Genomic DNA, 22,514 nt, shown 5'->3' on the forward strand with positions numbered 1-22,514 from the left:
GACGCCAGGTCAAAAATCGCCGCAACTGCTCTTTTGTTCGGTCTGGAAGCAGTTGGTCAGGTTCGGGCGCGACCGGACTTTCGACCATTCGTTCGACAGCTCGTCGCCGAACGAGGCCAGCTTCTGGTCTTCCAGCGAAGCATTCAGCGCGCACATCGGCGCACTGCCGAAATTGCGGTCGTATACATAGGTATCAACCGTCTCCCGGATGAAATCGATCGGCGTTGATGAAAGCTGCGGCATCGGAATGACCTGCAATGCAGTGGCGTTGCCCGGCGCTTGTGAAAACACGTAGTTGACCGCGCTGGTACCGCCATTGATCGGGTAGAAACCGATCGGCGACGATGCCCCGGCCGAAGTGAACCAGATCACGTCGCCGCCGAATACGCTTTGCGCCGTGTCGCCATTCCGGAAACCGCTGATGTCACCCGTGAGCAATGGATTGTCGATGCCGAGATAGCGCACCAGGTTGTCCGCGGTGAACAAGAGCGTGGCTGGGGTAATCGCCAACGTACCGGGCACGTATTGGAGACGGTAGCCGGCTGCTGAAGTGAAACCGCCATTGATCTGATAGTTGCCGACATTGCTGCCGATGGTTGCGGTGCTGAAGCCGCTCCCGGCGGCAACACCCGCAGTATTGTCGCCGAGGATCGCACCTGCGATGTTGAACGTGAACACCGGATCCGGCAGCCCGTACTCGCGGCTGGCACTGTCGAAGGTGATCACCGCCGTCGGCTGTTGCACGTAGATGAAGTGATTGTCGGAACCCGGCACGGTCACTCCGCACGCACCAAGATAGGCACAGCCATACAGATTCGGCAGGCTGCCGCTACCAGCCAGGCCACCGCGTGCCTCCCCTGCCCAGGTATTTGCCCACACCCGCCAGTTGCCGCTCGCCGCAAGGTTGGCACCGGCCAGGTTTTGCAGGGTATTCGCCGTTACCAGGTCGATGTTTACGCCGCTCACGCCGGCGTTCAACGTCATGTCGCCGGCCAAGTTGCGCACGAAGACATTGCCACCGGCACTGATCCCGGCCGTCCCCATGCTCGACAGGCTATTCGACGCCGAATCCAGGCCCTGCGCCGAAACACTGCCGATCGCCAGTGCGTCCACGTCCTGGTATTCGAAATCGCCACCGGAGGACCCTGTCAATGTACTTGCCGCAACGTTGTTGCTTGCGCTGGCCAGCAGCACGTCCCCGCCCGCCCGCGCCAACAGGCTGTGGGCGGTGATCGCGCCGACGCTGGTCTGGGTAATATCGCCACCACTGGACAAGGCCAGCACACCGCTACCGACATCAAGCCCGGCCTGGATATCAATGCCACCGCTACCACCATCGTTTTGCAGGGTCAGGTTGCCATCGCGGCTGGTCGCAGCCAGCACGCGAATCGCGCCTGCATGCAAGCTGCTGCCCAAGATCAGCTCGGGTGCATCGATCAACGCAAGTTCCGCCCCGCTCAGGACGAAACCGGCACTGCCACCAATCAGGATTTCGTCGGCCGTGCGCTCGGCGAGGACGCCGCTCGCATCCACACCGCCGGGGCGCAGGTTGACGGCCATGCCGCTGGCAATTCCGCCATTGATGCGGATCGCGTCACTACTGCCGTCATTGCCGGCGCGAATGACCACCAGGCCATTGCCTGCATCCAGGCTAGACGCCGCGTCCATCGAAAATCCGGCCACGCTATCCGTCGAACCAGCGATATCGATATCGCCATCCGCGCTATCGATGCTCGTGCCGTTCAAGGCAACGCCATCGACGATGTCGGCGCCACGCCCATGCAGGCTCACATCGCCGCCACCGGTCGAGATGGTCGTCCCTTCGATCAATACGCCGGCGTCGCCACCCCCGGTATCCGCCGCAGTGCTTGCGCCGCGCATCAGCAGGTTTCCGCCACCGGTAACGATGTTGCTGCCAGTGAGCCGGATGCCGCTGTCGTAACTGCTCGCCAGTCCGCTTGCCAGGTCCGATTGGCCGTAGAACAGGATGTCGCCGCCATTGCTCTGCAAGGTTGCGCCGTCGAAACGAATACCGGCGAAGCCGGTGCTGAGGTTGTTTGCGTCGGCATTGAACGCGATGCCCAGCGCACCGTCGACGGCGCGAATGGCGAATGCATCGCCACCAATCGTGCCGTTGGCATCCACGCGCAGCGATAAGGGCGCCGTACCCGTCGTATAGGCGATGTCCACGCCTTTCTGGATATAGACATCGCCTGAATCGGTATCGGCAACTCCGGCACGAAGCGTCACGTTGGTACTGCTGGACAAAGCGGTGTTGATTTCTTCGTCCTGAATCGTAGTACCTGCCACCCGAGTTTCAAATGCCGTGCCGGAGTCCGCGCCATGGGTTACATCGATCGTCGGAGCCGAGAGCACCCATGTTCCAGGCGTGCCCGAGGCAGAACCTGCATCGACCTGAAGCCCGCGCATGTCGAACTCACCACTGGTGACGGTGCTGATGCTGCCGCCTGCCGTGGTACCGCGCGCCTGGATGCGGCCATAGGCCGTGATCCCGGCGACCGCATTGAGATCGACCTGCCCGCCGCTGCCACCCGCACTATTGACGGAAATCAACGTGTCCTGGTCGGCAATCACGAAGAGGCTGTCGGTCTGTACGTTGCCACCATTGCCGCTGCCCAGGCCGTCGGCACGAATACTTGCTCCCTGATAGAGCCTCGTGGCAATCGAGTTGATGGCGACACTGCCGCCACCAGCATCGCCGGACGCGTCGATCCAGCTGGCGACACGTGTTGAGGGCTGAAACGGATCACTCATGAGATAGACAAGACCCGCCTGAAGGAAGACGCTTCCTCCCCGCATTCCGGCGCCGCCGGTCACGTCGATCGTGCCCGGCCCAAGATACCCATCCCGGAGATCGCCCAGAATCACGCTCCCGCCCTGCGATGTCAGTTCGACGTGCCCAGCACGGCTGCTGATCGTCCTTGCCCGGAGATTGCCGCCATTGAAGACCCCGCCATTCAAGCCGTAGGTCAAGGCACGCATGAATATCTGTCCACCATCTGCGGTGATGTCGCCGTAGTTGCTGGCGCTATTGATGTCACCAGCCGCTACCGCACCATTCATCGTGACCTGTGTCAGGCCATCGCCGAAGAAGTCCAGGGTGACCGCAGTACCCGCGCCGAAGCCGACGTTTCCGCCATTGACAACGATATTGCCGTTGTTCTGCACTTCGGGCCCGACGAACGCCACCCCGCCAACGCCTGCAGTGATGCTGCCGCCGTTGCTGACTCTGTGGAAGGTACTGGGATCGCCGTTGAAGCCACTGAAGACGTATTGACCCGAGGACAGGCCGTTGATGAAATCGCCCGAATTCATCCACAAGGTGGAAGCAATCAGGCCACCGACATTCACGGCCGCGTCGATGCCGAAGGTGATCCCTGCCGGGTTGATCAGAAACACGTTGCCGTTGGCGCTCAGCCTGCCATCGATGCTGGAAGGTGACGCCCCATAACCGGATCCAACCACACGGTTCAACGTCACACTGCTGCTGCCGAACTGTTGATCGAAGGTCACGCCATAGCCGGCGCCGATGCTGAAGCTACCCCAGTCGATAATCGCGCCCTTGGTGGTCTGGGTGATCGTCATCTCGTTGCCAACGGTGCCGATACTCGCGGTGCCATCCACCACGTTGCCGCTTCCCGGCAAGCTCTGCGCAAGTACCGGTGCCGCCATCGGCATCGCCATCGCACCGACCAGCGCCATCGCCAGCCGGTGTCGGCGAACCGTACGGATCCGCTTGGATGTCTGCTTCGTGCGCATGTCGTGCTCCTCAGAACGATTTCTGGATCGACCAATACAAACGGGGGTTGCGCCCCCGCCATCGGTGACGCCGGGATCGCTGCCGCGCCAGGCGATACTGAAATTCACCGTGACCTTGCCCGACTTGCTCCAGTTCATGCCAAGCCCGTAGCCACGCAAGCTGCGGCTGGTGGACACGTCGAACGGTCGCGGGTCGTGGAAGAAATCGCCGCGCGCCGCGTCGTAGAACGCGAACAGGGTGGTTTCCGGGTTCGCCGCGTAACGCAGCTCGGTCGTCGCCAGCCAGCCGTCGTCGACCAGCACTTCGCCGGTGGCATACGCGCGTACCGCCTTCGGGCCGCCCAACGACAATTTCTCGTAGGCATCCAGGTTCTTGCTGGCGCGCTGCAGGCCGGTACCGAGGAACAGGCTCAGCTTCGGCGCAACGTACTGCAAGCGCGCCAATTGCAGGGTGAACTTGCCGAAGCTGCCCTCGGTGTCGTAACCGAACGGGGGATTGTCGAAGGTCTCGCTGGTGGCGTCCTTGATGTCCAGGTTGCCGCGATAGAGCAAGGCGTTCGCGCTGGTGTAGCCGCCACCAAGGAATTTGTCGCGCTTCTCGAACGACAGACCGATGCCACCACCGTGGATACGCTTCTTCGTCTCGAAGCCCACCGCCTCGAAGCGGTCTGTCAGATCCTTGTTGTCCAATATGCCGCGCACGAACAGGTTGGCGCTGCGCTGGCGGATGATCGGATAGCTGAAGGACAGGTCAGCCACGTTGCCGGTGCCGGTCGGCTTCAACGGCTCGAACGGCCCGCCCAGTTCGTACTGCACGCGCGCCAGCCCACCGCCGATGCGCAGGCCGCGATAGCCCACCGGCGTTTCGTAGGAAATGCGGCCGAATGCGGTGTGCATACCCTGCGCCAGCATCAGGCGCAGGTCGAGGTTGTCGCCGCGTTCGAACGGGCTGGCCCAACGCATGCTGCCGGTGATGCGATGACGACCGGAATCGCGGGTGCCGTAGTTGTCCAGCTCAAGGCCGTATTGGAAGCGATCACGCTCGGTTACCTGCACCGCGAGGTCGGTGGTGCCGGTGACCGCGCCAGCAGAAATAGCGGATTGCGGCTTGATGCCGGGCAAGTCGGACAGCAGCAGCATCGCGCGTTCGTATTCGCGGCCGTTCAGCGGTTTGCCGGGCTCCAGCACCGCCAGCGTCTTCGCCACGCGTTCCTGCTGCACCGGCGCACCTTCGGCGACATCGATGCTGACATTGCCGAGCACGCCTTCGCTGATGGTGATCCTGACCACCCCGTCGACCACTTCCTGTACCGGCACGAAGGCCTGCACCAGGCCGAAACCGTGCTTCCGGTAGACCGCCACCACGCGCGCGGCGAGTTGCTCCAGGTCGGCGAAGGTCACGTCCTTGCCAATCTTGTCCGCCACTGCCACCTGCAGTTCGCTCTCCGGCACGCCGGTGGCGCCATCGAACCGCACGCCCTTCAGCACGAAGCTCGCTTGCACCTGCGTTCCCATCTGTGGCTCGGGCAAGGCCTGCGTCTGTTGCGGCGAAGCCGACGGTGCCGGCGTTGCTTCCTGCGCGGCGTCGATGCCTTCGGCCTGCGCGAACGGCGCACACGCCAGCAACAACGAAGCCGCCAGCAGGTTGATCGGCGGCAACCGCCGTGATTGATGGATGCGCATCCCTTCAGCCCCGTGCTTCATTTCACCACCTTCAAACGCCAGTTGCCGATCAGGTTGAACGGCGCCCAATAGAACGGATGCGAGGTCGCCGGATCCGCCATCACCGCGCGTTGCGCATCGCGCATCGCATCCTGTACTTCCTCGCCCTTGGCGAGATCGGCGTACAGCGTGGTCATCAGCTTCTCGGTGGCGGCATCGGACACTGGCCACAACGAGGCCAGCAGGGTCGATGTACCGGCGGACAGGAAGGAACGGGTGAAGCCCAGCACTTCATCGCCGTTCTCGACCCGTCCTAGGCCGGATTCGCAGGCGGACAGCGCGATCATCGCCACGTTGCCCAGATCCATGCCCAGCACGTCCTTGGCTTCCAGGTAATTCGGCTGCCCGTTCTCGTCCGCCAACAACACCTTCGAATGCAGCGGATCCAAGGTGTCTGCCATCGCATGCGCGGCGATATGCACCAATCGCGATTGCGGCGCGCTGGTGATGAAATTCGTCTTGTTGGCGTCGGCCTTGAAGAACAGCCTGGCGCCGGGGAACTGCCGCGACAGTTCATGCACTTCGCGCTCGGCGCCGGGCAACGGATCGGCCACGTTCGGGTCGATGGTCGGGTTGCCGAAGGCCAGCAGCTGCGGGGCTGCGGTCGGCGTACGCTCGGCCAAGCGCGCGGCGATGCTGATCGACGGCGCGATGGAGATCGGGTTGCGCTCGATCAGGTATTGCCCGTCCAGCCGCAATGCCTGGAACGGCAGGTAGTGCAGCGGCCCATGCGGGACGATAATGATGCGCTTGCCGGCCTCGATGCCGAGCGGCGCCAGCAGCAACTGGCCGATCTGGTCGCCGATCTTCGCCGCATTCGGATTGAGCTTGATCAGCGTGTCGCGGTAGGCATCCACCAACCGCGCCAGGTCGTCGCGCTTCAACGCGACAGGAAATGTCGCTTCGCGCACGCCATCGTTGGACAGCACCCAGGCCATCAAGCGATCCGGCAGCGCATGGTAGGCCACCACCACTTCGTCCGGGCGCAGCATCTTCTGCAACGTGGCCGCATCCAGCGCCTTGCTCGCATCGCCCTTCAGGTCGGCCCGCCCGGACACCGCATCCAGCAACGCGCGAGAACGGCTGCGTTCGCTGATGTCGAAGGCCTGCGCGGCTTGCCCGAGCTTGCTGTGCATGCCGATGGCACGCTCGAACACGTTCTGCAGATCGGAGAACAGGCCCATCTTGAATTCATCGCTGCGAAACTGCGAACGCGCCTGGTCGAACACGTCGATGGCCTGGTCCAGCGCCTGCGCGGCTTCCGCATCGCGCCCCAGCGCGGATTCGCTCTTGGAGATGCCGTCCAGCGCCCAGGCGCGGTAGAAGTCCTCGTCACCGGCGGCCGGCGCATTGGCCAGCTTCTGGTACACCGCCAGGGCTTCGGCGGGCTTGTTCTCGGCCAGCAACAGGCGGCCGCGGGTGCGCTGCAATTGCGCGCGTTGCCTGGCGTCGTCAGGTTCGACCAAGGCATCCAGCGTGCTGCGCGCACGCGCCAGGTCGCCGGACAGGATCAGCGCATTGGCGAGCGAGGCATCCACCAGCGGGCGGAACCGATCGGAACTGCCCTGCTGCGCTTCCTCGTAACTGGCGATGGCGTCGTCGTAGCGTCCCTGCCGAGTACGAACGTCGCCGATCACCTTGCGCGCCGGCCCGTTGACCTGGGTCGGGTTCAGGCCCGGGTATTTCAATGCGAGGTTGGCGAACTGCTCGGCGCGTTCCAATTGGCCGGCATAGTTGAAGGCGATGGCAAGGTCGCGATACGCCTTGCCCAGCAGATCTTTGTTGCCGGTCTGCAGCGCAACATGAAGCGCCTTGCTCGCGGCCCGCGCGCTCTCGCGAAACTCGCCCTTCTCGGCCAATTCGACCGCCTGGCTGCAATAGGCGTAGCCGTCCAACTTCACCGCCTCGCGGTCGTACAGCGCCGCGCCCTCGGCGGCCAGCGACAAGGCTGTGTCGGCATCGTCCAGCCTGCCGATGGCGGCCAGCACCTCGCGCGCCTCGCCAGCGGCATCGGCGTCATCGACTTGCACAGCAGGCGTGGCGCTGGATGCGGCATCCTGCGGCTGCGTCATTGGCGGGGCCTGCTGCTCCTGCCCCGCCTCTGACGCGCAGACGGCCCACGCTGGCAATGCGAACACGACAGACAAGAGCAGGATCGATGCCAGCACCCCCGGCACGGAACGAAATATGGACGACGCGACGCGTGACATGCGGTGTGCTCCCCAGACAGGATCGGACGCAGGCAAACCTGCGTGGAGTCCGGTGGAGTCTAGGAAGCGTTGACGCCGCGGCCTATTCGCGGGAAGGCATAGCCCGTATTGGCTAGGAAGACGTGTCCGGAATGTCGCGCGCCTGCCGTGTGCCTGCTAGAGGGACGCTATTCATTCAGGACGCGGCGACACCTGCATTCGTCAGGCGAGAGGTCGACTGGCATCCGGATCGATTCGTCAATGCCTTGTTCCGAAAAGAAGGCGTCGGTTGTCGCGACGATGTCCTGCAAGGCCGAGACACCGCGCTTGAATGTCGGCGCCATCTCGCCCCGAGGCAGCCCGGCTGGGCCAGGGGTCGACCGCGCACGCAATCCGCGGATTGCCCCTGTGTCAGTGATAACGCAGTCGTGCGGAACTGACGGACACCACACACGCGAAAACCGGCCTGCGGCAACGAATGCCGGAAACGCAGTGAAAACTAGTAAAAAAATGGCCGAACCAGCCGTATTCAGCCTACTCGATGGACGAATGCCGCGTCTGTCCGTCTCCACGCACCACGAAGCGCTCGATAGTCAGCGTTTCTGCACCCATCGGCCCATAGGCGTGCAGGCGGGTGGTCGAGATGCCGATCTCCGCCCCAAGGCCAAGCTGGCCGCCATCGTTGAAGCGTGAAGACGCGTTCACCATCACCGCCGAACTACGGGTAGCGCAGACGAAGGCTTCGGCAGTAGCGGCGTCTTCGGTGGCGATCACTTCGGTGTGGTCGGAGCCAAAACGGGCGATATGCGCCAACGCCTCGGCCAGGTTGTCCACGACCCGCACGGCGATCACCAGGTCGAGGAATTCGGCGGCGTAGTCGTCGTCGGACGCCTGCGCGACATCGACATCGAAGCTGCGCGTGGCCGCATCGCCACGCACTTCGATACCACTTGCCCGCAGCGCCGCCAAGGCGCGCGGCAGGAAAGCATCGGCGATCTCACGATGCACCAGCAGCGTTTCCAACGCGTTGCACACGCCGGGCCGCGACGCCTTGCCGTCGATCAACAGGCCGAGGGCGGTATCGATGTCGGCGGCGCGGTCCACGTACAGATGGCAGACGCCCTTGTAATGCTTGATCACCGGCACGCGGGCGTGCTCGGCGACGAAGCGGATCAGGCTTTCGCCGCCGCGCGGGATGGCGAGGTCGACCAGATCGGTCAATTGCAGAAGTTCGAGCACATGCTCACGCGCCGTGTCTTCCACCAGCGAGACCGCCGCCTCCGGCAAGCGCAGCGCGCGCAGCGCCGCATGCAGGCAATCGGCAATCGCGGCATTGCTGCGCGCGGCCTCGGAACCACCGCGCAGCAGCACCGCATTGCCGGCCTTCAGGCACAGTGCGGCAGCTTCGGCGGTGACGTTCGGTCGCGCTTCGTAGATCATCGCGACCAAACCCAGCGGGATGCGCTGGCGCTGGACCACCAAGCCATTCGGCCGCACTTCGCTGCGGGTGATTTCGCCCAGCGGATCGGCCTGCGCAGCGACCTCGCGCAGCGCCTGCGCCATGCCCTGCACGCGCGCGGCATCCAGCATCAATCGATCCAGCGTCGCCTTGCTGGCGCCCGTCGCCGCCGCATCCAGCACGTCCTGCGCATTCGCCGCCAGGATCGCCTCTTGCCCATCCAGAAGTTGCGCGGCCATGCGCTCCAGCAGCGCGTAACGGGTCACGCTGTCGCAGCCGGCAATCGCCGTTTGCGCCGCACGCGCCGCCACTGCCAATCCACGCACATAACCGCTCATGCCTTCGCCTCCATGGGCCTGTCGACGCCATCCAGCAGGACCAGGTCGTCGCGATGGATCATCGATTCGTCGTAACGGAAGCCGAGGATGGTCTCGATCTCGCGGCTGTGGCGGCCGGCGATACGTGCGCTTTCGGCTGCGTTGTATTGCGCCTGTCCGCGCGCCAACGCCACGCCATCGAGCGACTGCACTTCGACTACGTCGCCACGACGGAAATCGCCCTGCACTGCGAGCACACCACCCGGCAACAACGAGGCGCCGCGCAACAATGCGCCTTGCGCGCCGGCATCGATGCGCAGCACACCGGATGCGGGCGCATGCCCCAACCATTGCTTGCGTGCGCTGCGACGGCTGCCTTGCGCTGCGACCAGAGTGCCGCGCAACACGCCATCGCCCAGCGCCGCGATGGTGGCGGCATCGCGACCGCAGAACAACGCGGTGGGAACACCGGCGGCGGCGGCCTTGGATGCGGCTTCCAGCTTGGTACGCATGCCGCCGGTGCCCAACTCGCCCGCAGCGCCGGCCATCGCCAACACCCGCGGCGTGACCGATTCCACTCGTTCGACCGGCAGTGCATGCGGATCGCGCGCGGGATGGCCGCTATACAGGCCAGCAATATCGGTGGCGATCAGCAACAGATCAGCTTCCACCAGCGAGGCAACTGCTGCGGCCAGATTGTCGTTGTCGCCCAACTTGAGTTCATCGACGGCGACGGTGTCGTTCTCGTTGACGATAGGCTGCGCACCCAATCGCAGCAGTTCCTGTAGCGCGGTGCGCGCATTGAGATAGCGGCGGCGATTGCGCAGGTCATCGTGCGTCAGCAGCACCTGCGCCACCGGCGCTTCGAACAGCTGCTGCCAGAACCCCATCAGCGAGGCCTGCCCCAGCGCCGCCAAGGCTTGGCGCTGGACGATGCCGTTGCCCGCCGCAGTACCGATGCGCCCGCGCCCGGCGGCCACTGCGCCTGACGACACCAAGACGACTTCGCGTCCCTGTGTGCGTGCCGCCGCGATGAAATCCGCCAAGCCGCGCGCATGAGTCGCCTGCAAGCCACCATCGCCCGCAAGCAGGCTGCTGCCGACTTTCAGCACCGCTCGACGCCAGTTCGGCAAGGGTTGCGGTGCGAAGTCGACCATGGCTCAGCCCAACCTGCCCTTGTCCAATGTGTCCCAGCGCATGCGCAGCTCATCCAGCCGCAAATCGGCCGCTGCACCGGGCGAAGTGCGTGCGGCCAGCGAGCCTTCCGGCGTGCGTCCCTGCCCCGCGCTATCGGCCGATGCGGCGGCCGCTTTGTAGGCCTCGCGGAACGGCACGCCGGCGATGGCAGCTTCCACCGCCACGTCGGTGGCGTACATGCCGGAATCGATGGCAGCGCGAATGCGATCCTCGCGCCATTCCAGGTTCGCCAGCAAAGCCGGCAACAACTCCAGCGCAGCCAGGCCGCGACCAAAGCCGTGAAAGATCGCGCCCTTCGACGCCTGCAAATCGCGCTGGTAGCCGGACGGCAGCGACAGTAGTTGTTCGATCTCGGTACGCGCAGCGGCCACGCTGGCGTGGGTGGCGCGCATGAGCTCGATCACGTCGGGGTTGCGCTTGTTCGGCATGATCGAACTGCCGGTGGTGTACTGCGCTGGTAGCGCGACGAAGCCGAACTCGGCGGTGGTGTACAGCGACAGGTCCCAGGCAAGGCGTCGAAGATCCAGCGTGGCGCTGCCGAGTGCTTCCAATGCCGCCAGCTCGAACTTGCCGCGCGAGAGCTGCGCGTAGATCGGACTGACCTGCATGCGCGCGAAGCCGAGCGCCTGCGTGGTGTGCTCGCGATCCAGCTTCAGGTTCACGCCGTAACCGGCAGCGGTACCCAGCGGGTTGGAATCGACCAGCTTGAGCGTGTCGGTGGCGCGCATCGCATCGTCGATGAAGGCCTCGGCCCAACCGGCCCACCACATTCCCGCCGACGAGACCACGGCACGCTGGATATGCGTGTAGCCGGGAAGCGGCAACGACTGTTCGGCTTCGGCACGGTCGAGTGCGACCTTGGCGATCTCGCGGCTCAGCTCGGCCACGCGCGCCAGTTTTTCTTTCAGCCACAGCCGTGTCGCCACCAGCACCTGGTCATTGCGGCTGCGGCCCGTATGGATCTTCTTGCCAGCATCGCCAAGACGCTCTGTCAGGCGCGCTTCGATGGCGGAATGCCCGTCCTCGAAGCGTTCATCCAGCACGAAGCTGCCGCTGCGGAAATCATCGGCAAGTACAGCGAGTTCGCGCTTCAAGCCCTCAAGCTCATCGGCAGTGAGGATGCCGATGCGTTGCAGCCCTTCGGCATGCGCGTCGCTGGCGGCGATGTCGTGCAGGAAGAATTCGCGATCCAGCAGCACATCGTCGCCGGCCAGGAAGGCCTGGATCTGCGCGTCCACCGCCACGCCGGTTTTTTGCCAAAGCAGGTCGCTCATGCTGCATCTTCCATCGGAATTCCGGCGAACTCGTCAAAACCAAACGCCATATTGAGATTCTGCAAGGCCTGCGTGGCCGCGCCTTTCAATAGATTGTCCTCGGTGGCGACCACCACCAGGCGCTTGCCATCGCCACTCAGGGTGAAACCGCCGAGATCGACATGGTGCGCACCGGCGATACGGCTGACCCATGGCGCATCGTCGACGACGCGCACGAGCGGCTCGTCTGCATAACGACCACGATAACGCGCCAGCACTTCTTCGATGTCGAACGGAATCGACAGATGCAGGTTGGCGGTGATGGTCAGGCCGCGGAAATGCGGAGCCACGTGCGGCATGAACTCGACGGGATGGCCGAGCTGTTTCGAGACTTCACGCTCATGCACATGGCCGGTCAGCGCATACGGCATCAGGTTGTCGCGCAGCAGCTCCACATTGTTCTTGTCGCTCGGCGTGGTGCCGGCACCGGACCAGCCGGACACGCCGAAGCACTGCACCGGCCCGTCCAGCACGTTCAGCATCGGCGCGATGGCCAATTGCATCGCGGTGGCATAGCAACCGGGATTGCTGATGCGGCGCTGGCCCGTGTACTGCGCGCGAGTCAGTTCCGGCAAGCCGTAGTACCAGGAAGGATCGAAACGATAGTCGGCGGACAAGTCGATGATCACCGCATCGGCGCCGGCATCGTCGAACTGCTGGACGATATGCGCGGCCTTGCCGTTCGGCAGCGCCAGCACTACCGCATCGGCTTCCAGCTCCGGCAGCTCTTCGTACGAGGGCGAGGTGTAGTGCACATCGCCCGTATAACCCGCGATATGCGCAGACAACGGTTGCCCGACCAGTTCGCGCGACGTCACGTAAGCCAATTCGAACTGCGGATGCGCCGCCAGCAGGCGGATCAGCTCGCCACCGACGTAGCCGCGTGCCCCGACGATACCGACGCGCACCGCACTCATGCCGGCTCCTCCAAGGTGGCGGGACGCGCTTCACAGGTACGCACGTAGCGCTCGATCAGGTCGAAGCCGGCCGGTCCATACCAGTACACCTTCCACTTGTCCTGCTTGATGCAGCCGTCGGATTCGGCGTAGTAGAAGGGGTTGACCGCATTGCCGTGGCGCGAGCGCCAGAACAGCGTGGGATTCTGCTCGCGCATCACCTGCCACACCGCGCGACCCAGGCCCTCGCCTTGCGCTTCGTCGAGCACCGCGAACTTGTCGAGATAGATGCCGGCCTCTTCCGACGTCAGGATCACCGCCGCGCGGTAGTTCTCGCTGACATAGGCGCGATGCAGCTTCGTCGTCTCGAAGTAGTCCGGCAGCAGTTTGCGGCCAAAGGCCGAATCGATCAGACCGCGCAGGCGGGTCAGATCGAACGCATCCCAATCCGAAGCTTCAAGCACGCGCTCACCGCGCCGCACCAAGGTGCCGGAGCCCTTGTGGGTGAACAATTCCTTCGCCAGTTCCGCCGGCTTGGTGATCGATACCGACGAGGCCAGCGGCAACCCGTCCAGCAAGTCCTTGATCTGCTCGATCTTCACCCGCATGCCGCCTTCGATCCACGGCTGCTGCATCAGGTGGTCGTATTCGGTGGACAGGTTGATCGAATCGATCACCTTGCCGTCCACATCCAGCAGGCCGCCGGTGCCGGTCAGGAACACGATCTTGTACGGCTGCAGCACCTGCACCAGTTCGTTGGCGGCGAAATCGGCGTTGACGTTGAGGATCTGCCCGCCGATGGTTTCGCCCAGCGAGGCGATCACCGGGATCGAGCCGGCCTGCAGGCTGGCCTGGATCGGCGCGAGGTCGACACGCTTCACTTCGCCAACCAGGCCGTAGCGTTCGCGGTCCAGGTAATCGGCCTCGAACACACCGGAGACGATGCTGGTGGCACGCGCATCGCCCGCCTGCAGCGCTTCCACCAACTTGAGGTTCTGCGCATGGAACACGCGGCGCACGATGGCCAACGCTTCCGGCGAAGTCACCCGCAGGCCATCGATGGTCTGCTTTTCGATGCCGGCGGCGGCCAGTTCCGCATCCAGCTGCGGGCCGGCGCCGTGGATCACGATGGGGGTCAGGCCGACGTCCTGCAGGAAGGCCAGCGACGACGTGAGCGAATCAAGATCATCGCGCAGCACCGCGCCACCGACCTTGACCACCGCGAAGCGCGCGGCATCCAGCTGCGAAAAGCGCTTGAGGTACTGCGAGATTTCCTTGGCGCCACCCATGCTGGACAGCAGGCGGACGATGGTCTGCCGCGTCTGCGGGTCGTGCACGTGCGAGGGATTGAAGACGGGCGTCACGGTCAGCTGGTTCCGAGAATGCGAGTGATGGAGTCGGCGTAACGCTGCAATTGCGCGAGCGTGACGAATTCGTCGGCGGTATGGGCCTGGGCGATGTCGCCGGGGCCGTACACGAAAGCGGTCAGGCCAGCCTGCGAGAACAGCGAGGCTTCGGTCCAGAAATCGACGGCATTGCCGATCGGCAGGCCGAGTTCATCGGCAAGATCGCGCGCGGCGAGGCGGCGTTCTTCCGCAGAGGCGATATCGCCAGCCGGCAGCGACGGGCCACGGAAGGTTTCCTCGTAGCGCTCCAGCGCACCGGCGCTGGCGCAGGCACCGAAACGCACGTGCAGCGCATCGATGTCGTGCGAGGGCAACGGGCGGAACCCGAAACGCACTTCCGCGCTGGGTGCAATCACATTCGCCTTGATCCCGCCCTCGACCTTGCCGATGTTGAAGCGCAACCCGGTCAAGCCGCCGAAGCGCGACTGCGCCTCGCCTTCAACCAAGTCCAATGCATTGCCGCCCCAGCGCATCGCCTGGTGCAGCGCGTTGGCGGTCATCGCATTGGCACCGGAGGCATGGCCGGCCTCGCCCTTGAACTTGAGCAGCACCGAGCTGATCCCGCGATGCGCCAGTACCGCTTCGCAACGCGTTGGCTCGGCGATGATCGCTTCACCGAAGCCGTGATCGCTGGCGAGGAAGGCGGCGATGCAACGCGGATCGTTGGCTTCCTCGTCCGAGGAAAACAGGAAGGCGGCGTCGCCATCGGTCACGTTCGCTGCAGCGATCAAACCCGCTGCCGCGCCCTTGATATCACAAGCACCGAGACCGATGGCGCGATCATCGGTGACACGCAGCACATGCGGATCCGCGCTCCATGCTTCGGACGACGGCACCGTATCCAGGTGCACGTTGAACACACGTTTCGGATTGCCACGCACCGCGAACAGCGACACCGCGCCTTCGCCATGATCGATGACATCGACGCGGAAATCCGGCAACTGCGCACGGATGTAGTCGAAGATCCCGCCGGTGCCGATCAGGCGCGGCGGGTTGCGGGTATCGAACGAGACCAGCGCTTCGAGGTGGCGGAGGACGGCATCCAGCATGTCAGGCGTCGTCCTGCCCGCCATTGACCTGCGCCCACAGCGTACTGCTCATGCCGAACAGCTTGATGAAGCCTTCGGCCTCTTCCACGCCCCAGTCCGCGGACTGCGCGTAGGTTGCGCCCTTGGAATTGAGGATATGCGGCGAACGCACGGCAACGGCATCGACGCGGCCGCCAGTGGTGCGTAACACCACTTCGCCATTGACCATGCGCTGGGACGAAGCTAGGAAGGCTTCGAGGTCGGTCTTCAGCGGGTCGTGGAAGAAGCCTTCGTACACGACTTCCACCCACTTGCGCGCCACATCCGGTTTGAAGCGGTTCTGCTGCTTGCTGAGTACCGCTTCTTCCAGCGCGCGATGGGCAGTGAGCAATGCGACCAGGCCCGGCGCTTCGTACACGATGCGCCCCTTCAGGCCAATCGTGGTGTCGCCGGTGTACATGCCACGGCCCACGCCGTACTGGGCGAACATGGTGTTGAGCTTGGCCAGAATTTTTTCGCCCGGCAGTTGATTGCCATCCAGCGCAACGGCTTCGCCTTCGACGAAGCGCAGGGTGACTTCCAGCGCCTCGACCGGCCACTGTTCGCGACGCGCGCACCAGCCGCGCGCGCCTTCGCCAGGCGCTTCCCAGCTGTCGATCTCGGCACCGGACAGGGTCACGCCCAGCAGGTTCTCGTTGATCGTGTACTGCTTCTGCTTGCTGCGCACGCCGAAGCCGCGCTCTTCCAGGTAAGCCTGTTCGTAGGCGCGGGTCTGAGTGTGTTCCTTCTGGATTTCGCGGATCGGCGCGACGATGCGGTAGTCGCCGCTCGCCTTCACCGCCAGGTCGAAGCGCACCTGGTCGTTGCCCATGCCGGTACAGCCATGCGCGATGGCATTGGTCCCCAGATCCTTGGCCCGTGCCAGCGCAGCATCGACGATGAGGTAGCGGTCGCTGACCAGCAGCGGGTACTGGCCCTGGTAGGCCTCGCCCGCTTGCACGAAGGGCTTGACGAAGCCGGCCCAGATCGCCGGGCCGCCATCGACGGTGACATGCGAGGCCACGCCGAGTTCAGCGGCGCGCTGCTCGATATAGGCGCGTTCGTCCGCATCCACGCCGCCGGTATCGGCGAACACGGTATGCACGTTCCAGCCGCGCTCCGTCAGGTAGGGCACGCAGAAGCTGGTGTCGAGTCCGCCGGAAAAGGCCAGGACGATGTCGCGGGATTCGTTGGGGGAAGTCATTGAGGAGAAATTCCGGGGGAGTTATTGGTGTGCGAGCGCGGCCATGATCGCCTTCTGCACATGCAGGCGGTTCTCGGCTTCGTCGATGGCGATGCAGTTGGGCGAGTCCATCACGGCATCGGTCGCCTTGACGTTGCGGCGCAATGGCAGGCAGTGGCTGAACACGCCGTTGTTGGTCAGCGCCATCTTGGTTTCATCGACCATGAAGTGCTTGTACTGATCACGGATGGGTTTCTCCGGCTCCCAGTTGCCGAAGTACGGCAGCGCACCCCAGCTCTTGGCGTAGACCACATCGGCGCCGGCATAGGCGGATGCGATGTCGTGGCTCACGATCAGCGAGCCGCCACTTTCGGCCACGTTCTGTTCGGCCCAGCCCATGTAGCGTTCGTCGAGGATGTACTCCGGCGTCGGGCACAGCAGGGTTACGTCCATTCCCATGCGCGTCGCAATCGTCAGCGCGGAGTTGGCAACGGCGGTGTTCAGCGGCTTCGGATGGTAGGTCCAGGTCAACACGTACTTCTTGCCGCGCAAATCCGTGGTGCCGAAGTCTTCCTGCAGCGCCAGCACATGGGCCAGTTCCTGGCAGGGATGGGTGATCGTTTCCATGTTGATCACCGGCACCGGCGAATATTTGGCGAAGGACTTCAGCACGATGTCCTGACGGTCGCGCTGCCAGTCGACGAATTTCGGGAAGGCGCGCACGCCAATCAGATCCACGTAGCGGCCCAGCACCTTCGCCACTTCGGCGATGTGTTCCTCGGTATCGCCGTCCATGACGGTGCCCAGGTCGAACTCGATCGGCCATGCATCCTTGCCCGGCTGCAGCACCACGGCATGCGCGCCCAGTTGGAACGCGCCCAGCTCGAAGCTGGTGCGGGTGCGCATCGACGGGTTGAAGAACACCAGGGCGATGGACTTGCCCTTGAGGTCATCACCCAGCTTGTTGCGCTTGAACATGGCGGCCCGCGCAAGCAGCGCGTCCAGCTCGACGCGGCTCCAGTCCTGGGTATTCAAGAAATGCTTCATGCGATCAATCCCGTAGTGCAAGAACGAAAAAACCCAGCGCGAGGGCTGGGTTCGAAGTGTGGTGCAACAGTGTTGCGCTCCGGCTACCCAGCGAAAGATGAGGTTTCCGGTCGGCGCGCACGCGACGTCATGCCCGAGGCCATCCGGGCGGAGTCAGCGTGGCGCGTGGCGAGGTGGGCATGCATCAGGCGCGGATGCTCGCATGTGGCGCTGCAGCATGCAAGGGTTTCGACCCCCTCAGGGGCCGGCCGCAGGCTGCGGAGTGATCGAAACCCGGACACGCAGGCGATTGCCGGGATCCTGCGCCAGCCGCGTGCGGAACTTGCCACCCTTGTAGACATAGTCCACGTCAAAAGCGATCGGGCGGCGGTACTCGCGCACCACTGGCTCCATCCTGCAATTGCTTAGGCCCGCGTCGCGCTCTTCCTTGCTGGTTCTCCCCAGCCGATCCTTGACCGCGCTGACCACCCTGGACAGGCCCGATTCCGACTTCGCGTCGCAGACGCGCTCGGTTCGCGTTGCGCGCAGGGTCTGGTAGATCGGACTGACTTCCAGCACCTGCGCATAGTCGTAACGCACGTTTTCGACCGGCACCACCATCTCCCGTCCGGCGTCCTGCGCTTGCGCGCTCGGGATGACCGACAGGCCGACGATGGAAAGACAAAGGCAGGGCAAGACAAGGCGCAACATGACCGAAGTCTATCGACGCAACGCCCATCGCGGATGAATCGTCGCTGTGCGGCCCGCTACAATGCGCCATCCCACGTGCGTGATGCCATGAGTCTTTCCCTCTACAACACCCTGATGCGCAGGATCGAGCCGTTCGCGCCGCTCGATCCCGCCAGCCCGACCATGTACGTCTGCGGCCCGACGGTCTACAACTACGTGCACATCGGCAACGCACGCGGGCCGGTGGTGTTCGGCGTGCTGGCCGCCCTGCTGCGCCGCCGTTTTGGCGGCCTGCGCTATGCGCGCAACATCACCGACGTCGACGACAAGATCAACGCCGCGGCGAAGGAACTCGGTACGCCGATAGCCACCATCACCGACAAGTACACCGCCGCCTACCGCGAGGACATGGCCGCGCTGGGCGTCAGTGGCGACTTCGCGCCGGACATGGAGCCGGCAGCGACCGCGCACATGCCGCAGATGATCGCGATGATCGAGCGATTGATCGCCGATGGCCACGCCTATGCGGCCGAGGGCCATGTGCTGTTCTCGGTCGGCAGCTTCGCCGATTACGGCAAGCTCTCACGCCGCGACCTGGACGACATGCTGGCCGGCGCGCGCGTGGAAGTGGCACCGTACAAGCGCGATGCCGGCGATTTCGTGCTGTGGAAGCCGTCGACCGACGACCTGCCCGGCTGGGATTCGCCCTGGGGTCGCGGCCGCCCGGGCTGGCATATCGAATGCTCGGCGATGGCCGCGGCGCACCTGGGCACCACCATCGATATCCATGCCGGCGGCATCGACCTGCAGTTCCCTCACCACGAGAACGAGATCGCGCAGAGCGAATGCGCGCATGGCGGCAAGGTCTTCGCACGCTGGTGGCTGCACAACGGCATGCTGAATTTCGGCGGTGCCAAAATGAGCAAATCGGTCGGCAACATCGAGCGCATCCACGACCTGGTGCGTGCGCATCCACCGGAAGCGCTGCGCTATGCCCTGCTCTCCGCGCATTACCGGCAGCCGCTGGAGTGGAGCGATGCGTTGATCGAGCAGTCGGTGCGCACGTTGGATCGGCTATACGGAACGCTGCGCGATGTCGAAGCGTTAGCCGCGATGTCGGATATTAAGATGTCGAAAGCTGATATTCCCGACGAGATCGAAACGGCGCTGGACGATGATCTCAATACTCCAGCAGCGCTCGCGATCATCGCAAAGACTGCGAGTGAAGCGCGTGCACTCAGAAACACTCTTGTTCACGATGCATCAAAGGCCGATGCTCTCCCACAACTCCTGGAACTCGCATCCCAACTCAAGGCAAGCGGAATTGCCCTCGGCCTGCTACAACAGGATTCGGCCGCATGGTTCGCGCGCGGCACGTCGAACGCTGACGATGCCCGCATCCAGGCGCTGATCGACGAACGCATCGCCGCAAAGCAAGCGCGCGACTTCGCCCGCGCTGACGCCATCCGCCAGCAGCTTGCGGATGAAGGAATCCTGCTGGAAGACACGCCGCAGGGCGTGCGCTGGAAGCGCGCATGAGCGATTCACCCTTTCCGCTGGAAGCCACTGCCGCTGACGCGCAAGCCGCGATCGCCGAGGAATTCGCGTTCTTCGGCGACTGGTCGGAGCGCTACCAGTACCTGATCGACCTGGGCCGCAAGCTGCCGCCATTCCCGGATGCGTGGAAAACCGAGGAACACCGCCTGCTCGGCTGCCAGTCGATGGTGTGGATCGTGGCCTCGGGTGATGCGGCGAAACTCGATTTCGCCGCGGCCAGCGATTCGGCCATCGTCTCCGGCCTGGTGTTCCTGGCCCTGCGGGTGTATTCGGGCCGCAGCGCCGAGGAAATCCTGGCCACCGAACCGGATTACATCGCGAAGATCGGTTTGGCCAAGCACCTGTCGCCGACCCGCAGCAATGGCCTGGCCTCGCTGCTGGCCTTCATCCGCGAGCACGCGCGCGCCACCCTGGCCGGATGAGTGACACCCCGGCGTCGCCGCTGAGCAGCATCGGCTTCCGCTGGCTGATGCTGTACCGCATCTGCACCTTGTTCTCCTACCAGATGGTGGCGGTGACCGTGGGCTGGCACGTCTACGAGCTCACCCGCGATCCGTGGTCGCTGGGCCTGATCGGCCTGGCCGAAGTCATCCCGTTCTTCTGCGTGGCGCCGTTCTCCGGCTACTTGGTCGATCTGTTGCCGCGGCGCAAGCTGGGAGCGGCTGCTTGTGGCCTGCTGGCACTGAATGCCGTGGCGCTGGCGCTGTTCGCCAGCGGCCATTTGCCGCTGCATGGCCTCTGGCCGATCTACTTGGCCATCGCCATCGGCGGCATCGGTCGCTCCTTCCTCGGCCCTGTCCACAACGCCCTGTTCGCGCGCGTGCTCAAGCGCGACCAGTTCGTGCGCGGCGCCAGCATCGGCAGCATCGTGTTCCAGACCGGCCTGGTCCTGGGGCCGGCGCTGGGCGGCGTGCTGGTGGGCGCGGCCGGCAAGTCCACCGCGTATGCGCTGGCGGCGGGTTTCGCGCTTGCTGCGGCCACCGCGTTGCTGGCGATGCCGGTCACCGAGCCCGCCCAGCTGCAGCAGCGCGGCCCGGTGTTCGCCAGCATCGCCGAGGGCCTGCGCTTCGTGTTCAGCCACCAGCTGCTGTTGGCGGCGCTGGCGCTGGACATGTTCGCAGTACTGCTCGGCGGGGCGATCTCGCTGGCGCCGGCCTTCATCAAGGACGTGTTGCACGCCGGTCCGGAGGCGCTGGGCATCCTGCGCGGGGCGCCGGCGGTGGGTTCGGTCGCGGTGGCAATCTGGCTGTCGCGGCGGCCGCTGCAGGCCGGTGCCGGGCGCATCCTGCTGTTCGCGGTGGCCGGGTTCGGCCTGTGCATGATCGGCTTCGGCCTGAGCACCGTGCTGTGGCTGTCGGTGCTGTTCCTGCTGCTGTCCGGCGTCTGCGACGGCGTTTCGGTGGTGGTGCGCTCCACCATCCTGCAACTGTCCACGCCGGACGAAATGCGTGGCCGGGTGTCTTCGGTCAACAGCATCTTCATCAGCAGCTCGAACGAGCTGGGCGCGTTCTATTCCGGTTCGATGGCGCGGTTGCTTGGGCTGGTACCAGCGGTGGTGCTGGGCGGCTTCGCCACCATGGGCGTGGCCGCCGTGACGGCCTGGCGGGCACCGAGGCTGCGCAGCCTGGACTTGCGCGAGCTGCAATAACGAAAAACCCCGCCGAAGCGGGGTTTCTCATCGGGATGCGGCAGCGTCAATCGCCCATCTGCTTCTGCATATGCTCCCAGCGTTCCTGCGCATCGATGGTGCGCTCCGCCTGCGGGCGCGCCTCCAGGCGATCCAGGCCGATTTCCTCGCCGGTGTCCACGCAAAAGCCGTAGTCGCCGCCATCCACGCGCTTCAGCGTGCTGTCGATCTTGCCGATCAGCTTGCGGTAACGGTCGCGGGTGCGCAGTTCCAGGGCGTTCTCGGTCTCGCGGCTGGCGCGTTCGGCTTCATCGCCGACATCGCGCACTTCTTCCTTGAGGTTCTCGATGGTCTGCTTGGATTCATCGACCAGCTCCAGGCGGCGGCTCAGCAGCTTCTGGCGGAAATACTCCAGTTGCAGCGCGCTCATGTACTCCTCGTCTGCGGTGGGCTTGTAGCCCGGCGGGACGATGGGACGGCCGGTGGCTTCATCGGTCTGGTATGCCACGACCTTGTACTTGGCCTTCGGCGCCGGCGCGGACGGTTTGGCGACCACGGCCACCGCGACCTTGCCCGGCTTGCGCGGCGCAGTCACCGGCGACGCCGGATTGGCGGCCAGCGCGGCCTTCACGCCGCTGGCGTTGGGCAGCGGATCGACCGGCGGCTTGGCTGGCTTCCTCGCTGCGGCTGGCTTCGGCGCAGGTGCAGCCTTCGGCGCTGCGACCGGCTTGGCCACAGCCTTCGGAGCCGGCGCGGCCTGCTTGGCGGCAATCGGCTTCTTGGCCGGCGCTGCAGGCTTCTTCGCCGGTGCAATCTTCTTTGCGGGCGCCACTTTCTTCGCCGGAGCGACCTTCTTGGCCACAGGCTTCTTCGCGGGCACGGGCTTCTTGGCAACCGGCTTCTTGACCGGCGCTGCAGCCTTCTTCGCGGCCGGTTTCTTGGCCGGTGCGGGCTTTTTCGCGGCGGGCTTGGCGGCCTTCTTGGCCACGGGCTTCTTCGCAGGCGCCTTGGCGGCGGGCTTCTTGGCCGGTTTGGCGGCCTTCTTCACGGTCTTCTTCACTGCCACGAGCAGGTATTCCTCATGT

General features: G+C 64.6%; 15 protein-coding genes. 3 read left to right on the forward strand and 12 right to left on the reverse strand.

Annotated elements, in window-relative coordinates:
• Positions 1-9: 9 nt before the first annotated feature.
• The 11 genes from G7079_RS09265 to G7079_RS09315 all read right to left on the reverse strand — a co-directional run bounded on the left by G7079_RS09265 (position 10) and on the right by G7079_RS09315 (position 18,266).
• Positions 10-5,463, reverse strand: a complete 5,454-nt coding sequence (locus G7079_RS09265; RefSeq protein WP_166057036.1) for an MBG domain-containing protein — start codon at positions 5,461-5,463, stop codon at positions 10-12.
• Between the two features lie 17 nt (positions 5,464-5,480).
• Positions 5,481-7,574, reverse strand: a complete 2,094-nt coding sequence (locus G7079_RS09270) for a CHAT domain-containing protein (protein ID WP_166057037.1) — start codon at positions 7,572-7,574, stop codon at positions 5,481-5,483.
• 651 nt (positions 7,575-8,225) lie between these two features.
• Complete coding sequence (locus tag G7079_RS09275) at positions 8,226-9,488, reverse strand: glutamate-5-semialdehyde dehydrogenase (protein ID WP_166057038.1); 1,263 nt, start codon at positions 9,486-9,488, stop codon at positions 8,226-8,228.
• Positions 9,485-10,624: a glutamate 5-kinase gene (gene proB, locus G7079_RS09280; protein WP_166057039.1), complete on the reverse strand. Its 1,140-nt coding sequence runs from the start codon at positions 10,622-10,624 to the stop codon at positions 9,485-9,487. The genes G7079_RS09275 and proB overlap by 4 nt, the downstream gene beginning before the upstream one ends.
• A gap of 3 nt (positions 10,625-10,627) precedes the next feature.
• The gene (gene argH / locus G7079_RS09285) at positions 10,628-11,938 is read right to left on the reverse strand and encodes an argininosuccinate lyase (RefSeq protein ID WP_166057040.1); all 1,311 of its coding nucleotides are present in this window, start codon (positions 11,936-11,938) and stop codon (positions 10,628-10,630) included.
• Positions 11,935-12,894 (reverse strand): N-acetyl-gamma-glutamyl-phosphate reductase, encoded by a 960-nt coding sequence (argC, locus tag G7079_RS09290; RefSeq protein WP_166057041.1) that lies wholly within the window; start codon positions 12,892-12,894, stop codon positions 11,935-11,937. The genes argH and argC overlap by 4 nt, the downstream gene beginning before the upstream one ends.
• Positions 12,891-14,210 (reverse strand): acetylglutamate kinase, encoded by a 1,320-nt coding sequence (locus tag G7079_RS09295; RefSeq protein ID WP_166057902.1) that lies wholly within the window; start codon positions 14,208-14,210, stop codon positions 12,891-12,893. Before G7079_RS09295 ends, argC begins: the two co-directional genes overlap by 4 nt.
• 29 nt (positions 14,211-14,239) lie before the next feature.
• The gene (locus tag G7079_RS09300; RefSeq protein WP_240906154.1) at positions 14,240-15,352 is read right to left on the reverse strand and encodes an acetylornithine deacetylase; all 1,113 of its coding nucleotides are present in this window, start codon (positions 15,350-15,352) and stop codon (positions 14,240-14,242) included.
• The gene (locus G7079_RS09305; protein WP_166057043.1) at positions 15,330-16,550 is read right to left on the reverse strand and encodes an argininosuccinate synthase; all 1,221 of its coding nucleotides are present in this window, start codon (positions 16,548-16,550) and stop codon (positions 15,330-15,332) included. Before G7079_RS09305 ends, G7079_RS09300 begins: the two co-directional genes overlap by 23 nt.
• A 21-nt stretch (positions 16,551-16,571) precedes the next feature.
• On the reverse strand, positions 16,572-17,576 hold the full coding sequence (locus tag G7079_RS09310; RefSeq protein WP_166057044.1) for an N-acetylornithine carbamoyltransferase: 1,005 nt from the start codon (positions 17,574-17,576) through the stop codon (positions 16,572-16,574).
• A 237-nt stretch (positions 17,577-17,813) separates the two neighbouring features.
• The gene (locus G7079_RS09315) at positions 17,814-18,266 is read right to left on the reverse strand and encodes a hypothetical protein (protein WP_166057045.1); all 453 of its coding nucleotides are present in this window, start codon (positions 18,264-18,266) and stop codon (positions 17,814-17,816) included.
• Positions 18,267-18,353: 87 nt separating this feature from the next.
• On the opposite strand from G7079_RS09315, the gene cysS reads away from it, so the two are divergent.
• Genes cysS through G7079_RS09330 form a run of 3 tightly spaced genes read left to right on the forward strand, consistent with a single transcriptional unit; the run spans position 18,354 to position 21,450 of the window.
• Positions 18,354-19,784, forward strand: coding sequence for a cysteine--tRNA ligase (gene cysS, locus G7079_RS09320; protein WP_166057046.1), 1,431 nt, complete (start codon positions 18,354-18,356; stop codon positions 19,782-19,784).
• Positions 19,781-20,224: a SufE family protein gene (locus tag G7079_RS09325; RefSeq protein ID WP_166057047.1), complete on the forward strand. Its 444-nt coding sequence runs from the start codon at positions 19,781-19,783 to the stop codon at positions 20,222-20,224. The genes cysS and G7079_RS09325 overlap by 4 nt, the downstream gene beginning before the upstream one ends.
• A complete protein-coding gene (locus G7079_RS09330; RefSeq protein WP_166057048.1) occupies positions 20,221-21,450 on the forward strand; it encodes an MFS transporter in 1,230 nt (409 codons plus the stop codon). The genes G7079_RS09325 and G7079_RS09330 overlap by 4 nt, the downstream gene beginning before the upstream one ends.
• Positions 21,451-21,496: 46 nt before the next feature.
• Here G7079_RS09330 and dksA read toward each other — a convergent pair whose 3' ends face one another.
• Positions 21,497-22,495 carry an RNA polymerase-binding protein DksA gene (gene dksA / locus G7079_RS09335; protein WP_206203200.1) on the reverse strand — a complete coding sequence of 333 codons (999 nt, stop codon included), beginning with the start codon at positions 22,493-22,495 and terminating at the stop codon, positions 21,497-21,499.
• Positions 22,496-22,514 lie beyond the last annotated feature (19 nt).

Origin of the sequence: Thermomonas sp. HDW16 (assembly GCF_011302915.1) — a bacterium.
Taxonomy (GTDB): Bacteria; Pseudomonadota; Gammaproteobacteria; order Xanthomonadales; family Xanthomonadaceae; genus Thermomonas.